The sequence below is a fragment of the Streptomyces sp. NPDC058457 genome (genome assembly GCF_042720695.1).
In the GTDB taxonomy this organism is placed as follows: domain Bacteria; phylum Actinomycetota; class Actinomycetes; order Streptomycetales; family Streptomycetaceae; genus Streptomyces.
Map to the genome: position 1 here is coordinate 15,259 of NZ_JBHXLU010000091.1, position 18,236 is coordinate 33,494.

Annotated in this window: 14 protein-coding genes; 4 read left to right on the forward strand and 10 right to left on the reverse strand. The window is 71.0% G+C overall.

From position 1 onward, the window contains the following. Nucleotides 1–13: 13 nt before the first annotated feature. Nucleotides 14–1,348, forward strand: coding sequence for an MFS transporter (locus ACFWPS_RS43420; RefSeq protein WP_383716766.1), 1,335 nt, complete (start codon nucleotides 14–16; stop codon nucleotides 1,346–1,348). On the opposite strand, the gene ACFWPS_RS43425 is transcribed toward ACFWPS_RS43420, so the two are convergent. Both ACFWPS_RS43425 and ACFWPS_RS43430 read right to left on the reverse strand, forming a co-directional pair. Beyond that, nucleotides 1,345–2,874 (reverse strand): ATP-binding protein, encoded by a 1,530-nt coding sequence (locus ACFWPS_RS43425; RefSeq protein WP_383716769.1) that lies wholly within the window; start codon nucleotides 2,872–2,874, stop codon nucleotides 1,345–1,347. The genes ACFWPS_RS43420 and ACFWPS_RS43425 overlap by 4 nt on opposite strands. Nucleotides 2,875–2,946: 72 nt before the next feature. After that, nucleotides 2,947–3,126: a hypothetical protein gene (locus tag ACFWPS_RS43430; protein WP_383716772.1), complete on the reverse strand. Its 180-nt coding sequence runs from the start codon at nucleotides 3,124–3,126 to the stop codon at nucleotides 2,947–2,949. 206 nt (nucleotides 3,127–3,332) lie between these two features. On the opposite strand from ACFWPS_RS43430, the gene pglX reads away from it, so the two are divergent. Beyond that, complete coding sequence (gene pglX, locus ACFWPS_RS43435; protein WP_383716774.1) at nucleotides 3,333–6,830, forward strand: BREX-2 system adenine-specific DNA-methyltransferase PglX; 3,498 nt, start codon at nucleotides 3,333–3,335, stop codon at nucleotides 6,828–6,830. A gap of 4 nt (nucleotides 6,831–6,834) precedes the next feature. Here the strand turns inward: pglX and ACFWPS_RS43440 are convergent, their stop codons facing one another. From ACFWPS_RS43440 to ACFWPS_RS43465, 6 genes are all read right to left on the reverse strand, one after another. Beyond that, the gene (locus ACFWPS_RS43440) at nucleotides 6,835–7,434 is read right to left on the reverse strand and encodes a flavin reductase family protein (RefSeq protein WP_383716776.1); all 600 of its coding nucleotides are present in this window, start codon (nucleotides 7,432–7,434) and stop codon (nucleotides 6,835–6,837) included. A gap of 85 nt (nucleotides 7,435–7,519) precedes the next feature. Then, on the reverse strand, nucleotides 7,520–8,302 hold the full coding sequence (locus tag ACFWPS_RS43445; protein WP_383716779.1) for an enoyl-CoA hydratase/isomerase family protein: 783 nt from the start codon (nucleotides 8,300–8,302) through the stop codon (nucleotides 7,520–7,522). After that, nucleotides 8,302–10,530: an acetate--CoA ligase family protein gene (locus tag ACFWPS_RS43450; protein ID WP_383716781.1), complete on the reverse strand. Its 2,229-nt coding sequence runs from the start codon at nucleotides 10,528–10,530 to the stop codon at nucleotides 8,302–8,304. The genes ACFWPS_RS43445 and ACFWPS_RS43450 overlap by 1 nt, the downstream gene beginning before the upstream one ends. A 140-nt stretch (nucleotides 10,531–10,670) precedes the next feature. Then, a complete protein-coding gene (locus ACFWPS_RS43455; RefSeq protein WP_383716784.1) occupies nucleotides 10,671–12,170 on the reverse strand; it encodes a flavin monoamine oxidase family protein in 1,500 nt (499 codons plus the stop codon). Between the two features lie 184 nt (nucleotides 12,171–12,354). After that, a complete protein-coding gene (locus ACFWPS_RS43460) occupies nucleotides 12,355–13,512 on the reverse strand; it encodes a flavin-containing monooxygenase (RefSeq protein WP_383716787.1) in 1,158 nt (385 codons plus the stop codon). Between the two features lie 339 nt (nucleotides 13,513–13,851). Next, nucleotides 13,852–15,456, reverse strand: a complete 1,605-nt coding sequence (locus ACFWPS_RS43465) for a subtype B tannase (protein WP_383716841.1) — start codon at nucleotides 15,454–15,456, stop codon at nucleotides 13,852–13,854. Nucleotides 15,457–15,671: 215 nt separating this feature from the next. Here ACFWPS_RS43465 and ACFWPS_RS43470 point away from each other — a divergent pair, with 215 nt between their 5' ends. Together ACFWPS_RS43470 and ACFWPS_RS43475 are read left to right on the forward strand one after the other, a co-directional pair. After that, nucleotides 15,672–16,103, forward strand: coding sequence for a Zn-ribbon domain-containing OB-fold protein (locus ACFWPS_RS43470; RefSeq protein WP_383716790.1), 432 nt, complete (start codon nucleotides 15,672–15,674; stop codon nucleotides 16,101–16,103). A 233-nt stretch (nucleotides 16,104–16,336) separates the two neighbouring features. After that, nucleotides 16,337–16,936, forward strand: a complete 600-nt coding sequence (locus ACFWPS_RS43475; protein WP_383716793.1) for a GNAT family N-acetyltransferase — start codon at nucleotides 16,337–16,339, stop codon at nucleotides 16,934–16,936. On the opposite strand, the gene ACFWPS_RS43480 is transcribed toward ACFWPS_RS43475, so the two are convergent. Beyond that, nucleotides 16,933–17,565, reverse strand: coding sequence for an aminotransferase class IV (locus tag ACFWPS_RS43480; protein WP_383716796.1), 633 nt, complete (start codon nucleotides 17,563–17,565; stop codon nucleotides 16,933–16,935). The two genes, ACFWPS_RS43475 and ACFWPS_RS43480, sit on opposite strands and share 4 nt — an antisense overlap. After that, nucleotides 17,556–18,227 carry a pyridoxal 5'-phosphate synthase gene (locus ACFWPS_RS43485; protein ID WP_383716799.1) on the reverse strand — a complete coding sequence of 224 codons (672 nt, stop codon included), beginning with the start codon at nucleotides 18,225–18,227 and terminating at the stop codon, nucleotides 17,556–17,558. The genes ACFWPS_RS43480 and ACFWPS_RS43485 overlap by 10 nt, the downstream gene beginning before the upstream one ends. Nucleotides 18,228–18,236 lie beyond the last annotated feature (9 nt).

Below are 18,236 nucleotides of genomic sequence, written 5' to 3' on the forward strand. Positions count from 1 at the left end.
GGATATTTATGGCGTGACCCAGACAAGCGAAGCCGCAGCCGCCGTCGGCGAGGACCCGAAGCCGACCCGATCGCCGCGTATCCACCGTGCCTGGTTCGTCGCCGCCGTCACCTTCGTCACGATCATCGGCGCGGCCGCCTTCCGCTCCCTGCCCGGCCTGCTCATCGACCCCCTGCACGCGGAGTTCGGCTGGTCGCGCGGCACGATCGGCGCGGCCGTCTCCGTCAACCTCGCGCTGTACGGGCTCACCGCGCCCTTCGCGGCGGCGCTGATGGACCGCTTCGGCATCCGCCGGGTGGTGGCAGTGGCCCTGACCGTCATCGCGCTCGGGTCCGGTCTGACGGTGTGGATGACGGCGGCCTGGCAGCTGATGCTCTGCTGGGGCCTGCTGGTCGGGCTCGGCTCCGGCTCGATGGCCCTCGCCTTCGCCGCCACGGTCACCAACCGCTGGTTCACCACCCGACGCGGCCTGGTCAGCGGCATCCTCACCGCCGCCTCCGCCTCGGGCCAGCTGATCTTCCTCCCGCTGCTCTCCTGGATGGTCGAGACGTACGACTGGCGCCCGGCCGCCGTCACCGTCGCCCTCGCCGCCCTCGCGGTCGTCCCCTTCGTGTGGCTGCTGCTGCGCGACCACCCGGCCGACGTGGACCAGAAGCCCTACGGCGCGACCGAGTTCGTACCGAAGCCGGCACCGGTCACCGGGGCGGCCCGCAGGACCCTCGGCGTGCTGTTCTCCGCCGTCCGCACCGGCCCTTTCTGGCTGCTCGCCGGCACCTTCGCGATCTGCGGGGCCTCCACCAACGGCCTGGTCCAGACCCACTTCGTGCCCGCAGCCCACGACCACGGCCTGCCGGTCACGACGGCGGCCTCGCTGCTCGCGGTCATCGGTGTCTTCGACGTCGTCGGCACGATCGCCTCCGGCTGGTTCACCGACCGCTTCGAACCGCGCCGCCTGCTCGCCGTCTACTACGCCCTGCGCGGCATCTCCCTGCTGTTCCTGCCGATGCTCCTTGGACCGTCGGTCCACCCCTCGATGATCTTCTTCATCATCTTCTACGGCCTCGACTGGGTCGCCACCGTCCCGCCCACCCTGGCCCTGTGCCGGGAGCGGTACGGCGACGACAGCGCCATCGTCTTCGGCTGGGTCCTCGCCTCCCACCAGATCGGCGCGGCCCTCGTCGCCTACCTCGGCGGCGTCGCCCGCGACGTCTTCGGCACCTACGACATGGTCTGGTACGCCTCCGGCACCCTGTGCGCGGCGGCGGCCCTGATGGCCCTGCTGATCCGGCGGCGGCCGGTGACCGCGGTGGCGGGACTCGGTGCCGTGAACCGGTCCGTGTCGGCTTAGGGCAGAAACCTTGTGGGCACGGACCGGCCGTACAACTCGTCCAAGCCGATCAACAGCACTCCATTCCGAGCCGCCTCGGCTCGCAGAGCGTCGCTGAAACCGGCCGCGCTGAAACAGGCCAACCCGCAGTGCGAGGTGTCCATGCCGCGCCCGGCAAGCAGTTCCCTTGCACGCGCTAGGCGTTCGAGGTGGTTCACTCCCATGACCGTGCCCCACTTCGCCTCGCCGAGCAGGGCGACCGACGCGCGGTTTCCCCCGGACCCCGGCTCGACAACCGCCACATCGACCTGGATCTGCCGACGCTCCTTCGGATCGGTCACGACGCCGTTGCCCACCTCGCCCAGAGACGTGCTCAGCAGGGTTCGCCCCGGCCCCAGCACGTATTCACGGCACATCGCCTCGAAGTGCGGACCGGCCACTTGCGCCGCGAAACGCTGTCCCGCCCGGGCCCACACCTCGGTGGCCTGGCCCGCTTCCAGCCGGGCCCAGGAGGGACGCATGACGGCCTCGTAGAAGGTGATCAGGGGTTCGGTGATGCGGTACTGGGATTTTCCGGCCCGGAAGATGTCGGCCTCCCGCACCAGAAGGTGGCTGTCCTCCAGGACATTGAGCGGGTGCGAGATGTCGACGGACTTGCGGCCGATGTACCCCGCGATGCCTCCACGCGTGGTGTTGCCCTGCGCCACGGCGGCCAGCACCGAGTGGTACAGCGCTGTGTCCCGGATGTCGGCCTCCTCGGCGAGCAGGTAGCGGGCCTCCCGGAAGAGCGGGCTGAACGGCGAGAGGACCGTGCGGCAGATCCATTCGCCGAAGCCATCCAGATCGGCGGGGACATCGTCCGCCAGGAACTGGCGGCGGTAGGCGGGGGTGCCGCCGAGGACCGCGTGCAGCCGGGCCGCCAACGCGGGATCCGTGGCGACACCCCAGAAATCCGCCGCTGCCCGGTACCCGAAGGGCCTTACGACGAGTTCGAGCTGAGCCCGGCCCCGCAGCGGTGCACTGCTGGCCAGCAGTCCGCCCATGACGGACATCGCCGAGCCGCACAGCAGCAGTCGCATGCGGCTCTCCGCCACCTGACCGCGGTCGATCGCGCGCTGGATCAGGGAGGGCAGTTCCGGTGCCGCCCGCACCAGGTACGGGAACTCGTCGATGACCACGAGAAACGGGGCATCCGGCGCCGGGCTGCCTGGCGTCCGGGCGCCTGGCGCCGCGAGTCCGAAGAGGTATGACACCGCGTCGTCCCAGGTGGCGAAGGAGAAGGGCACAGGAGAACCCAGGTGTTCGGCCAGCGCGGCGCTGAACTGCCGAAGGGACTCTGTCTCGGTGGCGTCGGTGGCTCCGAAGTAGAACCCGCCGCACTGCTCGACGAGTGCCCGCAGCAGATACGTCTTTCCCATGCGACGCCTGCCGCTGAGGACTCCCAGCGTGGCGTGCGGCACGGGCCGGTCGGCGAAGGCCGTGAGCGCGTCCCACTCGGCGCCCCGGTCGAAGACGCGTGACGGCTTGGCCGGCCTCGGCTGCTGCATGACCACTCCCTGGGTCTCGCTCTCGCTACTTACTCTTAGGAATGCACTTCTAAGGAGTGTATCCCTAATGACTTATCCGCTCAGGAAGCCTCCGATGACGAACGCCAGCGTCGCCACTCCGAGGAAGGTGGCACCACCTGCCGCGAGCGCGCCGACGACTCGGTCCCCGGCCGGGTGTCCTTCCTGCGCCACCCAGACGACACCCGCCGCAATGGTGCCGATCACCATCGCACCGATCAGGGCGATCGCCACCCACACCCCTCTGCCTCCACTGCTGCCGCCGCCCATGTGAGGCGCCCACCCCTTCCGTCGGGAACCGCTCCGGACCGTCGAGACCAACGAAGACCAACGAAGAGGAGCGTAGCAGTGAGTCCAACACTCACCAATATTTATGACACTCTCACAGTGATAGGGTTCCCTCGCAGAGCATTGCGCGAGGAATGACCAGAAAGGGGCTCATGCCTGTCGACCATGGCCTGACCGCAGACCTGATGCGGCTCACCGCGCGCGTAGGGGCGGATCTGGCGGCGCGAGCCCCGGCTGATCCGGCCGTGCAGCGGTGGCGAGCGGAGTACGAGTCCGCCAGGACCCGCGGAATGACGGCGAGGACCTGGAACGCCTGGCGGGACGACCGGGTGTCCCGGACCGCGACGGCCTGGGTGCTCGTCACCGTGATGATCAGGTTCTGCGAGGACAACGGTCTGCTCGGCATCTCCCTCACCGGGGACGCGCCGTCCGGTGACCCCGTGCTGCAGGCCGTCGACCGGTTCCGTGATCACCCCGTCATGGGCATGGTGTTCGGAGGCGGCAGCAGCCTCCTGAGCGGGATGCGCCCGGGCGCTCGGGCATGCGCCGAACTGCTCGACTTCTGGCGCGGCAGGAAACCCGACGGCGCGCCGGTACACGACTTCACGGACGCGGCGCGGTCCACGAGTTTTCTGGCGGACCTCCACTCCTCGCTGGACCATGGCGCGCGTCAGTCGTACGGCCAGGTGCCGACACCTCGGTTCGTCGTCGATCTCGTCCACGACCTCACCCTCGAACCGGCCCTCGCCGAGCAGGCGTCCGACGCGGCGAGGCTGTCCGGCTTCCGGCTCGTCGATCCAGCCTGCGGCACGGGCGCGTTCCTGCTCGGGGCATACGAACGGCTCTTTCGCCGGTGGACCGAGCTCAGGCCGGAGATGGGTCCCTGGCAGCGCGCGGCGCGGGCGCTGAGATCCGTGCATGGATGCGACATCGACCCGTGCGCCGTGCTTGTCGCGCGATTCCGTCTGCTGCTGGCCGCGATGAATAGCACGCAGGAGCCGCGCATTGACGACGTTCCGGATCTGCCACTGGTAGTGGCGGCCGGCGACTCCCTCCTGCGCGGCGGTTCGGGAGCTCAAGGCGCACCGACGTTGTCGGACGTCGACTCCGCGGCCGACGTCGCCGAGTATGCCGACCGCCACGGACTCCTCGACCGGGCCTCCTATCACGTGGTGACGACCAATCCGCCGTACGTCACGGTTAAGGACAAGGCCCTGTTCGCGGCCTACAGAGACGCCTACGACAGCTGCAGCGGTCCCTACGCGCTCTCGGTCCCCTTCACCGAACTCGCCTTCCGGCTCGCGCGGCCCGGTGCGACGGCGGGCCGGGTGGGCCTGCTGACCTCCAACGCCTTCATGAAACGCGAGTTCGGACGGAATCTCGTCGAGCGCTTCTTCCCCACAGTCGAGATCTCCCACGTCATCGACACGTCCGGGGCCTACATCCCCGGACACGGCACGCCTACGGTCGTCCTCGTGGGCCGCAATCGGGTGCCCGATCCCGAGCTGCCCGTGCATGTTGTCGTCGGCCGCAGAGGCGAGCCTGAGGCGCCGGTCGAGCCTGCCGAGGGCGCCGTCTGGCGATCGCTGCGTCGCCTGGCGTTCGAGCCCCCCCGGGGGACGAGCGAATGGGCGGAGTCCTACGCTCAGGACCGCGAGCAGCTCCGTGCCTTCCCTTGGACCCTCACCCCGACGGACGCCCGGGAAACGCTGCGCCGGATGGAAACGGGGCAACGGCTCCGCGACCGTGCGGTCCGCATCGGATACGCCGCCAACACCGGCTCCGACGACCTCTTCTGCGCCGCCGCCGACACCTTCCGGCGCTCCGGGGCAGAGGAGAGCGCGACCGTCCCGGTGCTGACCGGATCCGAGGTGCGGGACTGGTCGGCGGACCCGACTCTCGTGGCGTTCTTTCCGCGGACCGGAAGCGACGGGACACCTGTCGACATCCGCGGACTCCCGGGACACCACCGGCGTCTGTGGCCCTACCGCACGGTGCTGCGTGAACGGCCGGGTACGAAGAAGACGGCACCGTGGTACGACTGGCACCAGATCTCTTCCGGCTGGGACACACACCCGTGGTCGATCGTGTTCCCCTGGGTGGCCACCCACCCTCACTTCACCCTTCTCCGTGGCTCCGCCGTCCCGCTGAATTCCGCACCGGAGATCAAGCTCTCACCAAGCGAGACGGAGGACTCCCACCTCGGGCTGCTCGGTGCGCTCAACAGCTCGGCCGTCTGCTTCTGGCTCAAGCAGATGAGCCAGAGCAAGGGGCAGCCGCGCACCGGTCAGCTCCGAGGCGGCGAAGCCTGGGAGAAGATCTACGAGTACACCTCCACCCGACTTCTCGACCTACCGCTTCCCGAGGCGTTCCCGCATGCGGAAGCGGCGGAACTGGACCGGTTGGCGGCCGAGTCGGGGCACCTCTTGGCGGACATCGCCGATCCCGCCACCCGACTCGACGACCGGTACCTCGGCCGGGCCCGGGAGCGGTGGCACACCGTCCGGTCCCGGATGGTCGCAGTCCAGGAGGAACTCGACTGGCGGGTATACGCCCTGTACGGCCTGGTCGGAGAGGAGGAGCTGACCGCTCGGGGAGAAGTTCCCGGTGTCGCCCTGGGCGAGCGAGCGTTCGAGATCGCGCTGGCAAGGCGGGTCGCGGCGGGAGAGGAACGGTCCGATTGGTTCACCCGCCACACGACGACACCGGTCACCGGCATTCCCGGGCACTGGCCCTCGGCGTACCGGAACCTGGTGGAGCGGCGGGTGCACGCCATCCGGCAGAACCCTGTATTGGCTCTGCTGGAAAGGCCTGAGTACAAGCGTCGCTGGGCCGCTCCGCCTTGGGAGGTCCTGATCCACGGCATCCTCAAGGAGCGTCTGCTCGACCGGTGCGAGTCGTCGCGACTGTGGTACGAGCACGCGGTCCAGGGCAGCCGTCCTGTCACTCTGACGGTCCGGAAACTGGCCGAACTGCTCAGCAAGGACGAGGACTTCGTCTCTGTGGCGACGCTCTACTCGCGGTCGCACTCGCTGGGAGCGGCAAACGTGGGCGAGGTGCTCCTCGACCTTCTTGCCGATGAGCACGTTCCCCAGGCCGCGCCGCTTCGGTACAAGGCATCCGGTCTCGACAAACGGCGCCAGTGGGAGGAGTTGTGGGAGGCGCAGCGCTGGGACGACGGCCAGGGGTACGTCGGCGGTGAGGTGCCGCACCCGGTCCCGCCGCGCTTCACGTCGGCGGACTTCCTCAGGCCCTCCTACTGGAGACGGCGTGGGAAGTACGACATGCCGAGCGAGCGTTTCGTGTCGTTCGCGTCGTCGGCCTCGCCGCTGTCCCTCACCACGACGATCGGCTGGGCGGGCTGGAGCGGGGACGAGCGCGCCCTGGCCGTACTGGACCTGCTCGACACCGACTCCCATGCTCACGCCCACCGTCCGGCATCAGCCCTGCCGCTGCTCAGGGCACTCGTGGACCAACTGCCCTCGATCACGGAGCCCGGCGGTGAACACGCTGCTCACACGAAAGCATGGGAGAAGCCTCTTGGCAGCCTCTATGCCGAACACCTCACCCGCCTTGGCCTGTCGGCCGAAGAAGTGATGTCGTGGCGTCCTGCTGCTCCGAAAAGAGGCAGGCCGCGCAAGGGCGCTTGATCAGTTACAGGAAGCGCCCCCGGTGGAACAGCAACGGTGCCCGGTCCGGGTCGTCGGCCGCCCCCAGCGCGGTCACCCGCCCGACCACGATCAGGTGGTCGCCGCCCGTGTGCACCGCGTGGACCGTGCAGTCGATCCACGCGGCGGCGTCCGCCAGCCGGGGGGAGCCGGACACCGGGGCCGCGTCGTACGGCACGCCGGTGAACTTGTCCGCGCCGCTCACCGCGAAGGCGCGGCACAGTTCGCCCTGGCCGGCGCCGAGGACGTTGACGCAGAAGACGCCGGCGCGGGCGATGCGCGGCCAGGTGGCCGACGTACGGCCGACCATGAAGCAGACCAGGGGCGGGTCGAGGGAGAGGGAGGAGAAGGACTGGCAGGCGAAACCGGCGGGGGAGGGCTCGCCCTCGGCGGCCGGTGCGGTGATCACGGTCACCCCGGTCGCGAAGTTGCCGAGCACGCGCCGGAACTCCGTCGGGTCGACCGGCGCCCGCTCGTCCGCGCGCACGCACCGCAACTCCGGGCGCGGCAGCGCCTCCACCGGCCGCGCCCCGGGCACCGACCTCAGATAACGGACGGCGGCAGCGGCCGCCCCTGCGTGTCCCATCACCTCTCCATTGAAAGTGACGGGCCGTCAGATGGGAAGGGGTGCGGCCGTCCCGGGTATCGCCGGCAGCGGTCTGGAAACGCTCTCATCGGCCCCGGAAATCGGGGGTCCTGCGCTCCACGAAGGCCCGTACGCCCTCCTGGGCGTCCCGGGTCGTCATGTTGATCTCCTGGGCGGCTGCCTCGGCGGCGAAGGCGGACGCCCGGTCGGTGTCCAGGGACGCGTTGACCAGCTGCTTGGTGAGGGCGAGGGCGCGGGTGGGGCCGGCGGCCAGGCGGGCGGCCCAGTCGCGGGCCGTCTTGGGCAGGTCCGCGTCCGGGACGACCCGGTTGACCAGGCCGAGGCGTTCGGCCTCCGGTGCGGACAGGGCGTCGCCGAAGAACATCAGCTCCTTGGCGCGGTGCGGGCCGATCAGTCGGGGCAGGAGATAGGCGCCGCCGCCGTCGGGGACCAGGCCGCGGCGGACGAACACCTCGATGAAACGGGCCGACTCGGCGGCCAGGACCAGGTCGCAGGCGAGCGCCAGGTGGACGCCGAGGCCGGCGGCGGTGCCGTTGACCGCCGCGATCACCGGTTTCTCGCAGTCGAGGACGGCGGCGACGAGCCGCTGGGCGCCGAGCCGGATGGTGCGGGCCACGTCACCCGGTACGCGCTCGCCCGTGGGGGTGCCGCGGAGGTCGGCGCCCGCGCAGAAGCCGCGGCCGGTGCCCGTGATGACCACCGCTCCGGTCTCCGGGTCCGCCGAGGCCTCGGCGAGGAGGCGGATGATGTGCTCCCGCTGGTCGGGGGTGATGGCGTTGAGTGCGTCGGGGCGGTCGAGGGTGAGGTGGGCGACCCGCTCCGCCGTCACGTACCGGACGGTGTCCATCAGCGGCACACCGCCAGCGCGTCCAGCGCCACCGCGCCCTGTCCCTGCTCCAGCACCATCAGCGGGTTGATGTCGAGTTCCGCGAGCTGGTCGCCGAGTTCCAGCGCCATCCGCTGGACGCGGAGGATCACCTCGACGAGGGCGTCCAGATCGGCCGGCGGCCGGCCGCGGACCCCGTCCAGCAGGGCCCGCCCGCGCAGCTCCGCGAGCATGTCCCGGGCCTGGTCCTCGCCGAACGGCGGCACGCGTACGGCCGCGTCGTGCAGGACCTCGACCAGGACCCCGCCGAGCCCCACCGTCACGGTCGGCCCGAAGAGGTCGTCGTGGGTCACGCCGACGACCATCTCCACGCCCCGCTCCACCATCTGGCAGACCAGCACGCCGTCCAGGGCGACCCCCTCGTAGCGCGCGATGTCGGTCAGGTCGCGGTACGCGTCCCGTACCTGGCTGGCCGAGGTCAGCCCGATCTTCACCAGGCCCAGCTCCGTCTTGTGGGCGATCTGGCCGCCGGACGCCTTCATCACCACCGGGTAGCCGACCAGCCCGGCCGCGCGCACGGCCGCCGCCGCGCTGGTCACCAGCTGCTCGCGCGGCACCCGGATGCCGTACGCGCGCAGCAGCTGCTTCGCCGCGTGCTCGCTCAGCTGCTGCCTGGGCCGCATCAGCGCGAGCGCCTTGCGGTAGGAGGGCGAGGGGGTGCGCGGGGCCTCGTCGAAGGGGGAGCGGTAGGCGCTCACGAAGCGGTGGTGGTCGAGGTAGGCGCGGACGGCGGTGAGGCAGTTGCCGACCGTGCGGAAGGTGGCCACCCGGGAGGAGCCGAGCAGTACGTCGCGGTAGGCGGCCTCGGTGCCGACCGGGGAACCCCACACCACGCACACCAGCTTGTCGGTCGCCTCGGCCGCCTCCACCAGGTCCTGGACGAGCTTGTCGCTGAGCGGCGGGAAGGGGCCGGTGATCGGGCAGATCAGCACCCCGACCTCCGGGTCGGCGAGGATCGAGTCGATGATCTTCCGGCCGCGCCAGTCGCCCACCGGGTGCCCGCCGTTGTCGACCGGGTTGGCCACGCTCAGGTACTCGGGTATCCACTGGTGCAGCTCGGTCTGCCGCGCCTGCGACAGCACCGGCAGCTGCAGCCCCAGACCGGCGGCCAGGTCGGCGACGTGCGCGCCAGTGCCGCCCGAGATCGAGTAGACGACCACCCCGTCGGCGCGCGGCGCCCGGGCCCGGGCCAGCAGGGCGGCGGTGTCCTGGAGTTCGTCGAGGCCGTCGACGCGGATCACCCCGTACTGCCGCAGCGCCGCGTCGACCACGTCGTCCGCGCCGGTCAGCTTGCCGGTGTGGGAGGCGGCGGTGCGGGCGCCGGCCTCGGTGCGGCCGACCTTCACGGCGACCACGGGCACCCCGCGGCGGGCCGCGCGGTCGGCGGCGAGCAGGAAGGCGCGGCCGTCCTTGAGACCCTCGACGTAGCAGGCGATGGCGCCGACCTCGGGGCGCTCGGCGAAGTAGGAGATGAAGTCGGCGGTCTCCAGGTCGGCCTCGTTGCCGGTCGGCGCCCAGTGCGAGAGGCGGATGCCCAGCTCCTGTGCGGCGAAGACCGGTCGGCCCTGGTGTCCCGACTGGGTGATCAGTGCGATCGCCGGGCCGTCCAGGTCGCCGCGGAAGCGCTCGAAGGCGTTGAGGTTGGTGTTCGGGCCCAGCAGCCGGAGCCCGGACCGTCGTACGGCCGCTGCAAGGCGGGTCTGGGCCGCGGCGCCCTCGACGCCGGTCTCCGCGAACCCGGAGGCGAAGGCCACGGCGAACTTCACCTTGGCCTCGGCCAGTTCCTCGATCACCGGCAGCGGGTCGGCGACCAGGAGCACCGCGAGGTCGACCTGCTCGGGCAGGTCGGCGACGGAGGGCACGCAGGCGATGCCGAAGACCGACGGGCGGGTCGGATGCACCGGGTGCACCCGGGCCCCGACCCGCCCGGCCCAGTCGAGCAGCTGCCGGGTGATGCCGGTGTTGGGCCGCCCCTCGGCGTCCGAGGCGCCGATCACGGCGACGGACTCGGGGCGGAAGAACCTGTCCAGATCCGGTACGTCCGCGTACAGCGGCCGCCCGCTGACGTCCAGCTCCTCCGTGTCGGCCGCGCGGCCGTGGACGGCCGGACCGGGACGCTGCTCACCGCAGGCGATGACCCGGGCCCGGCGGGAGTCGGTGGTGAGGGTGCCGTGGGTTGATCCAAGCATCGTTCCGCCCGCTCCTGTGTGACAGCACAATTAACTGACGCAGTGTCAGATTACTGAACTGACACTGCGTCAGGAACTGGTCTGCACGCAAAGTTGGAGCAGGAAGTTGAAGCCGGAAGCGGTCCTCTCTTCGCAGCTCCTCACCCGAGGGCGGCCAGCACCTCCTTCGCCACCCGCTCGCCCGACCGCACCGCCCCGTCCATGAACCCGGTCCAGAACGTCGACGTCTCCGTCCCGGCCCAGTGGATGCCGCCCGCCGGCTGCCGCAGCGCGGCCCCGTACTCGGTCAGCACACCGGGCGGTGCGTAGGCCACCGGGCCGCCCCGCGAGAAGCCCTCATTGTCCCAGCGCTGGAGCACGAAGGAGGTGGGGGATTTGGCCTTGTCGCCGAAGTAGTTGGCGTAGTCGGCCAGAACGGCGGTCTTGACGTCGGCCTCGCTCGCCGCGTCGTACGCCCGCATCTCATCGGCTTCGATGAAGCCCATCAGGGCGCCGTAGGAGGCGTCAGGCGGGGAGTTGTCGAAGGTCGAGCGGACCACGCCGGAGTCGCTGACCGCCTGGCCGTTGAGGCCGTCGGCCCGCCAGAACGGGGTGTCGTAGACGGCGATGGCCTTGCCGATCGAGCCCATCGGCATCCGCTGGGTGAGCTGGTCGCGGGCGGCCGGGAGCAGCGGGTCGTAGGTGATGCGGGCGGCGAGCGGGGGCGGCAGGGCCACGACCACCCGGGTGGCGTTGACCGTGATGCCGTCGGCCGTGACGACGTACGCGCTGCCGGACTTGACGATGGAGCGCACCGGCGCGCTCAGCACCACCCGGTCGCCGAGGGTCGCGGCGAGCTTGATCGGGACCTGCTGGGAGCCGCCGACGAAACGGGACTCCTGGGCGCCGCCCGCGGTGTCGGTGAGGCGTTCCAGGGTGCCGGCGTGGGACTCGTCGCCGGCGGCGGCGATGTAGTAGAGGACGTAGAGCAGGGAGAGTTCGCGGGGCTGGGCCGAGAAGATCGACGTGCAGGCCAGGTCCAGCAGGAACTTGGCGGAGGGCACGATCGCGTTGGCGTTCAGCCAGCTCTCGAAGGTCTGCTTGTCCCACTCGGCGGCCTTGGCGGCGGTCCAGGGGGTGTCGACCGGGACCTGCGCGGCCATGCTGTCCAGCTCGGACTGCACGATCGCCGCGTTGGCGAGGCCGGCCGCGTCCACCGGCGGGACCGAGCCGAGCAGGCCGCTGGTGTCGTACGGGGTGCGCTTGCCGTCCTTGTAGAGGAGGTTGTCGCCCGTGTTGTAGGTGGTGAAGGTGGCCACGCCGAGGGAGTCGGCGAGGGCCTTGATGCGGTTCTGGGTGGGGCCGATGAACTCGCCGCCGCCCTCGGTGAAGCCGCCGTTGGCCAGCTTCAGGTTCACCACCCGGCCGCCGACCCGGTCCCGGGCCTCCAGGACGGCCACCGTCTTGCCGCCGGCCACCAGGTCGCGGGCCGCGGTGAGCCCGGCGATGCCGCCGCCGACGATCGCGACGTCGACGGTCCGGGACGCGGCGGCCGACGCCGTGCCCGCGGAGACCGCGGTGAGGCCGACGGCCCCGGCGGCGGCACCGCCGAGCAGGGAACGGCGGGAGAGCCGGTGGGAGAGCTGTCTTTCACGTGCCACGTGCGTCCTCCGTGCTGGGCGAGAGGGGTGGAGCCGGAAAGTTGAGCAGGGCTCACATTCTGGTCCGGGCACGCGCGTGATGCTACCGCCGGTAACAAACAGCTCCCGTCGCATGCGTCACATGCGCAACAGGGTTGCTACGTAAGGAGGTTGAGGTCCCCTACGCCCTTCGAGGGGGTTCGGCCTACGCCGCCCGCCGACGCTTGGCGACCGCCTTCGCGATCTTCTCCGCGTCGAGCGCCATCTCGCGGAACATGCCGCTGATCGGGTTGGTGTAGCCGGTGAAGTAGAGGCCGGGGGCGTTCTTCGGGGTGCGGGCGCCGTGGGCGACGGGCCGGCCGCGGCCGTCGAGGACGTCGAGGTGACCGACCAGGCCCTCCAGGGCGCGGACGTATCCGGTCGCGGCGATCACCGCGTCGGGGGAGATACGGGTGCCGTCGGCGAGGAGGACCTTGCCGTCCTCGAAACCGTCGACCGCGGCCACGATCTCGACCTTCCCCTGCCGCACCGCGTCGATGAGGCCCACGTCCAGGATCGGGATGGAGCCCTGCTTCACCCTGCTGTAGAGGCCGCTGTCGGGGCGGGGCAGGCCGTGCGCGGCCAGGTCGGGCACGCTGACCTTGGCCATCGTGCGGGCCAGCCGGTCCACGAGGGCCGTCGGCAGCCGTCGTACCAGGATGGAGTTGTACTGCGCGGCCCAGCCGGCGGCGGAGCGGCGCACGATGTGCGGGACCGTGCGGACGGCCAGCCGCACCCGCGAGGCGCCGCCCTCGGTCAGGTCGACGGCTATCTCCGCGCCGGTGTTGCCGGGGCCGACGACGAGGACGTCCCGGCCGGCGAAGGGCTCGGCGTTGCGGTACGCGCCGGCGTGCAGGAACTCGCCGCCGAAGCCGTCCCGGCCCGGCCAGTCGGGGATCCGCGGGGTGTGGTTGAAGCCGGTGGCGACCACCACCGCGGAGCCGGTCAGCTCCCGTCCGCCGGAGGCGTGCAGCAGCCAGCCGTCGCCGTCGGGGGAGCGTTCCACGCGGGAGACCTCGACGCCGGTGACGATCTCCAGTTCGTGGTGCTCGGCGTACTTCTCCAGATAGCGCACCACGTCGTCGCGGGAGACCCAGCGGCCGAAGCGGCGCGGCATGGGCAGCCCGGGGAGCGCGGACAGGCGCCGGGTGGTGTGCAGGTGGAGACGGTCGTAGTGGCGGCGCCAGGACGCGCCGACGTCGTCGGACTTCTCCAGGATCACGGCACGGATGCCCCGGGCCCGCAGCGCGTACGCGACGGCGAGACCTCCGGGGCCGGCGCCGATGACGTAGACGGGCGTAACGGTGGGGGAGAACACGGCCATGAGCGGGAGCGTAATCACGCTTCACGTTGATGGGTCTCGGTCAAGACCGGAATTGGTTGCGGATTGATCACACCCGTAGGAGAAGTGGGTGGGACTTGTGACGTAGCCCACCTCATCTGCCGGAAACAGGCCGGATTCCGACCGGAAACCGGTCCGGAAAGCGAAAGGCCCGTGACGTCGGGCCCCGGTGCGCTGGGGCCCGACGTCACGGGTGGGCGGTGTCCTTAGACAGACGGGAAAGGACACCGCGTTCGGGAGGTTATCGCGGCTTCGAGAGCGCCATCACGATTGTGAGAGCTTCTTACTTCCGCGGCGGCCTGTCAGTTCCGCGGCAGCCTGTTAATTCCGCTTGCCCTTCTTGCCCTTGCCGTAGCTCGTCACCGTGGCGATCCAGGTGATGAAGTCGCCCGGGTCGGTGTTGGCGCCATGCCCCTCGTCCCAGTAGTAGAGGTGGTTCACGTCGTCACCGAGGTTGTCCAGGCGGGCCGCCAGGTTCGCGGAGATGACGTGCGAGGTGTCGGAGTCGCTGGTGCCGAGGCGGATCCACCAGTGCTTGGAACGGCGGTCGTTGACCTTCTCCACCAGGTGGAACATCGGGTTCATCAGGTTCAGCTTCTCGGGGATGTCGGCGGCGACCCGCTTGGTGCTGAGGCCGGTGGAGTCATTCTTCGCGCCGTACGCCGTGAAGTGGCGGGTCTCGGTGGTACCCGCTCCGAATTCATTGTTCTCGCCGGCCGACAGGTCGAAGGCGTCGAAGGCCGGGGTGTCCTTCTTGCGGGCGCCGACGTGGGTGAGGAAGTCGTCCCAGGCGAAGGTGGCCTTGCCGCCGGACCAGGTGATGAAGGTGTTCTTCGCCAGGTACGTCTCGCGATCCGAGTCCGAGAGCGCGGCGAGGTACTTGGTGGCCGACGGTTGCAGGTACTGCTCGACCAGGTAGTCGTCGTAGTTGCGGGCGGTCAGCGGGCCGAAACCGTCCAGGCCGCGCAGCTTCAGGCCCGCCTGGTACTCGGCGAACTGGGCCTTCAGGTCCTTGGAGACGCTCTGGTCGACCTGCTTGCCGGTGGAGAGGTCGTTGGTGCCCCAGTTCCACTCGTAGGCGCCGTCGGCGTGCTCCAGGTCGGTGATCGGGCACCAGGCGCCGACCGCGAAGATCGCGTCCGAGGCGTCGGCCGCGCCGAGCTCCTTCAGGTACTTGTCGTAGATCGGGCTGTCGCCGGACGCGCCCAGCAGCGAGGAGAGGGCGCCGCCCGCACTGGTGCCTGCAGAAACGATTCGCTCGACGTCGCCCGGGATCAGGCCCTTGTTCGCCCTGATGTACCGGACGGCGGCCTTGAGGTCGACGATCGCCGCGGGGGCGGTGCCGTAGTACTCGCCGTCGGAGTTCTTGAGGGTACGGCCGCGGGCGCCGGGCTCGATCACGACGTACCCGGCGGCCAGCGCGAGCAGTTGGTTGCTGGAGGTGGCGCCGCCGGTGGCGTTGGTGTTGCCGTTGGCGTTGGAGGTCGTGCCGGTGGAGGAGCTGGGCGCCGCGCCGCTCGGGGCCGCGCCGCTCGGCGGGGTGCCGCCGCCCGCCGCGGAACCGCCGCCGCCGACCGCGGTGGCGTCGGCCACCGAGGAGGGCATGTAGCCGCCGATCGAGTTGGCGAGCAGGATCGGGGCGTTCGTCGGGTCGACCGTCGTGCCGTCGATCTCGACCGGGGCGCTGACGATCAGGGACTGGTAGGTGGCGTCCACCGGGTTGGCGACGTAGGTGATCGCCTTCCAGAAGTGGTATGTCACATTGTGCTCGGTGCCCTCGGTGTCCGTGATCGTCGTCGTCAGCTTCGAATACGCGTCCACGTCGAACTTGAGGGAGTCCGAGGACGAGGAGGACTTGCTCGACGCCTGAGCGCTGAGGGCGATACCGCCGACTGCCGCGACACCGGCCGTGGCGCCGATTCCCATGACCACGGTCCTGCGCTTCACTGCCCTGTGCTTCACCTTGCTGCTCCTCGTATCCGGGCTCCTTGGCCTTGCGGCTGCGAACGTATTCTCGGCTCGACAAAATCGTCAACAATTCGCCGGAATCTCATGGGGGACCCACAGGGCCATGGGAAATGCACAGGTTTTCCTCAATCGGGTCTAGGCTGCGCTTCAGGTTCTGACGTAACGTCAGATTCATGGATGCGACGAGTTCCGACGGGATACGCACACAGTCCCCGCGATACGACCGCCCCGAACCGGACGCCTTCACCCGCCCCTACTGGGAGGCGGCGGCCGAGGGCCGGCTCCTGCTCCGCCGCTGCGGATCCTGCGGGCGGGCCCACCACTACCCCCGGGAGTTCTGCCCGCACTGCTGGAGCGAGGACGTCACCTGGGAGCGGGCGACCGGCCGCGCGACGCTCTACACCTGGTCCGTCGTCCACCGCAACGACCTCCCGCCGTTCGGCGACCGCGTCCCGTACGTGGCCGCCGTGGTCGACCTCGCGGAGGGCCCGCGCATGATGACGGAGCTGGTGACCGCCGACCCGGAGACCCTGCGCGCCGGACTGGAACTGGAGGTCGCCTTCCGGGAGGGGGCACCGGTGTTCCGCCCGGCACCGGCGCACTGAGTCCGGCCGGGCCGCGCGCAAAGGAACCCCACCGGACCGCTGCCGGGCGCCGCGCGGGAACCCGCTGGACCGCTGCCGGGCGCTGCACGGGAACCCGCTGGACAGCTGCCGGGCGCTGCACGGGAACCCGCTGGACAGCTGCCCGGCGATGCACAGAACCCCGCTGGACGGCCGCCCCGCGACGTACGGAAACCCGCTGGGCCCTCGCCCGGCCCGCACGTTTCAATAGTTCAATGGCCCTCACCGACGAACAGCCCGCCGCCCGTCGCCCCGACGCCACCCCGCACGGTCACGGTCTGCGGCTCGACCGCTGGGACCCGGACGCGGAGGCGCAGGTCGAGGCGTGGCTGCGGGCCCGTAGCGACCCGGACTTCCGCCGCTGGAACACCCCGCTCACCCCGGTGACCGACCTCGCGGGTGCCCGCGCCGTCCTGCGCAGCCAGGCGGCGGACGAGACGTGCGAGCCGTTCCGGATCGCGGACGCGGAGAGCGGTACGACCCTCGGCCATGTCGGCATCAACATGATCGACCGGACGTTCCGGACGGCCCGGGTCGGCTACTGGGTGCTGCCGGAGGCGCGGGGCCGCCGGGTCGCCACGCACGCCCTGGCCCTGGCGACGGACTGGGCCTTCGCCGAACTGGGCCTCCACCGCCTGGAACTGGGGCACGCCCTCGGCCACGACGCGTCCTGCCGGATAGCCCTGACGTGCGCCTACGGGTACGAGGGGACACTGCGGGGCGCGATGTTCGAGGCGGGCCGGAAGGACGCCTTCCGTGACGTACACCTGCACGCCCGCCTCGCGACGGACCCCGGAACCGCCCTGGGGTCCTAGATCGAATCCCAGGGGACTTCGGCCCAGGCGGCGCACAGCGCGTCGGTCAGGGCGGTGTCGTCGCCGGGGAAGGGCACGTCGTCGACAGCGGCGAGCGGCTGGGCGGGGCAGTGGGAGTAGGTCGCCGCGGCGGCGCGCAGCGAAGGCAGGTCGTCGGTGGTGAGGCGACGGGTCGACCACGGCACACCGGCCTTCGCCGACCCGCCCTGCAGCAGTTGCATGGTGATGCCGGGAAGTACCGCGGCCTCGGGCCACACGACCTGCTCCCCGTCCCAGAACGCGACGTTCCAGATCGAGCCCTCGGGCACGTACCCGTCCCGGCCCACGAACAGGGCGTCGTCGAAGCCCGCCTCCCGGGCCCGGCGCCGCTGGTACGTCAGCCCCATCGTCGCCAGGTGCTTGAGGTGCGGCAGCTCCCGCTCGTAGACGACGGTGCGCACCCGCAGGGCGGGGCCCGGAGCGACGGCAGCGTGGGCGCGGCGCTGCTCCACACGCCGCCGTACGCCCTGAACGTCACCCGCCTCACGGCCGGTGAGACCGAGGCGCTGGTCGGCCGCCTCCTGGCCCTCGGCCGCCCGGTGCCCGGACCTCGCGGAGAAGGGGCCGTGAGGACGGCCGCTCAGGGCCACAGCAGCTCCTTCCGCCAGGTGCCGTCCGCCTGCGCGACGTACCGGAGCCGGACGTGCCGTCGGTCCGGGTCGCCCTGGAAGAACTCCGCCTCCTGCGGGCGCAGGCGGTAGAGGGTCCAGGTCGGGGAGAGGGCGGCCGGGTCGGCGCGGGCGCGTTCCCAGGCCGCCTCCGACTCCTCCCGCAGCTCCTCCAGCGAGGACAGGAGCCCGCTCTGGCGGCCGGTGAGCGCCGCGGCCAGGGCGCCCGTCGAGCGGGCGTGCAGGTCGGCCTGGCTCTCCCGTGCCGGGGCCGCGGCGACAGGGCCCCGGAGCCGGACCTGGCGGCCCAGCACCGGCCAGTAGAAGGCCAGGGCCGCGTACGGGTGGGCGGTCAGCTGGTGCCCCTTGCGGCTGGTCACGTGGGACGCGAAGGACCAGCCGTGCGCGTCGGCGCCGTGCAGCATCACGATCCTCACGTCTGCCCGGCCCGCCTCGTCCGACGTGGCCAGCGACACGGTGTGCGGCTCCGGCTGCCCGGCCGCCACCGCCTCCGCGAACCACGTGGTGAAGAGAGGGAGCGGGGCATCGGGCGCCGAGTCCGGGTCGAACGGCCGTAGCTCCGTGGTCCCCGGGGACCAGACGCGGAGCGACTTCAGGAGCGCGTGAAGATCCGTTGCTGCCATGTGCCGAGT

Excerpts from the sequence above, each read along its gene's own strand:
- ACFWPS_RS43475 (WP_383716793.1), top strand. The coding sequence starts at position 16,337 with ATGGCCCTCACCGACGAACAGCCCGCCGCCCGTCGCCCCGACGCCACC.
- ACFWPS_RS43460 (WP_383716787.1), bottom strand. The coding sequence starts at position 13,512 with ATGGCCGTGTTCTCCCCCACCGTTACGCCCGTCTACGTCATCGGCGCC.
- ACFWPS_RS43425 (WP_383716769.1), bottom strand. The coding sequence starts at position 2,874 with ATGCAGCAGCCGAGGCCGGCCAAGCCGTCACGCGTCTTCGACCGGGGC.
- ACFWPS_RS43440 (WP_383716776.1), bottom strand. The coding sequence starts at position 7,434 with ATGGGACACGCAGGGGCGGCCGCTGCCGCCGTCCGTTATCTGAGGTCG.
- ACFWPS_RS43450 (WP_383716781.1), bottom strand. The coding sequence starts at position 10,530 with ATGCTTGGATCAACCCACGGCACCCTCACCACCGACTCCCGCCGGGCC.
- ACFWPS_RS43465 (WP_383716841.1), bottom strand. The coding sequence starts at position 15,456 with ATGGGAATCGGCGCCACGGCCGGTGTCGCGGCAGTCGGCGGTATCGCC.
- ACFWPS_RS43470 (WP_383716790.1), top strand. The coding sequence starts at position 15,672 with ATGGATGCGACGAGTTCCGACGGGATACGCACACAGTCCCCGCGATAC.
- ACFWPS_RS43445 (WP_383716779.1), bottom strand. The coding sequence starts at position 8,302 with ATGGACACCGTCCGGTACGTGACGGCGGAGCGGGTCGCCCACCTCACC.
- pglX (WP_383716774.1), top strand. The coding sequence starts at position 3,333 with ATGCCTGTCGACCATGGCCTGACCGCAGACCTGATGCGGCTCACCGCG.
- ACFWPS_RS43485 (WP_383716799.1), bottom strand. The coding sequence starts at position 18,227 with ATGGCAGCAACGGATCTTCACGCGCTCCTGAAGTCGCTCCGCGTCTGG.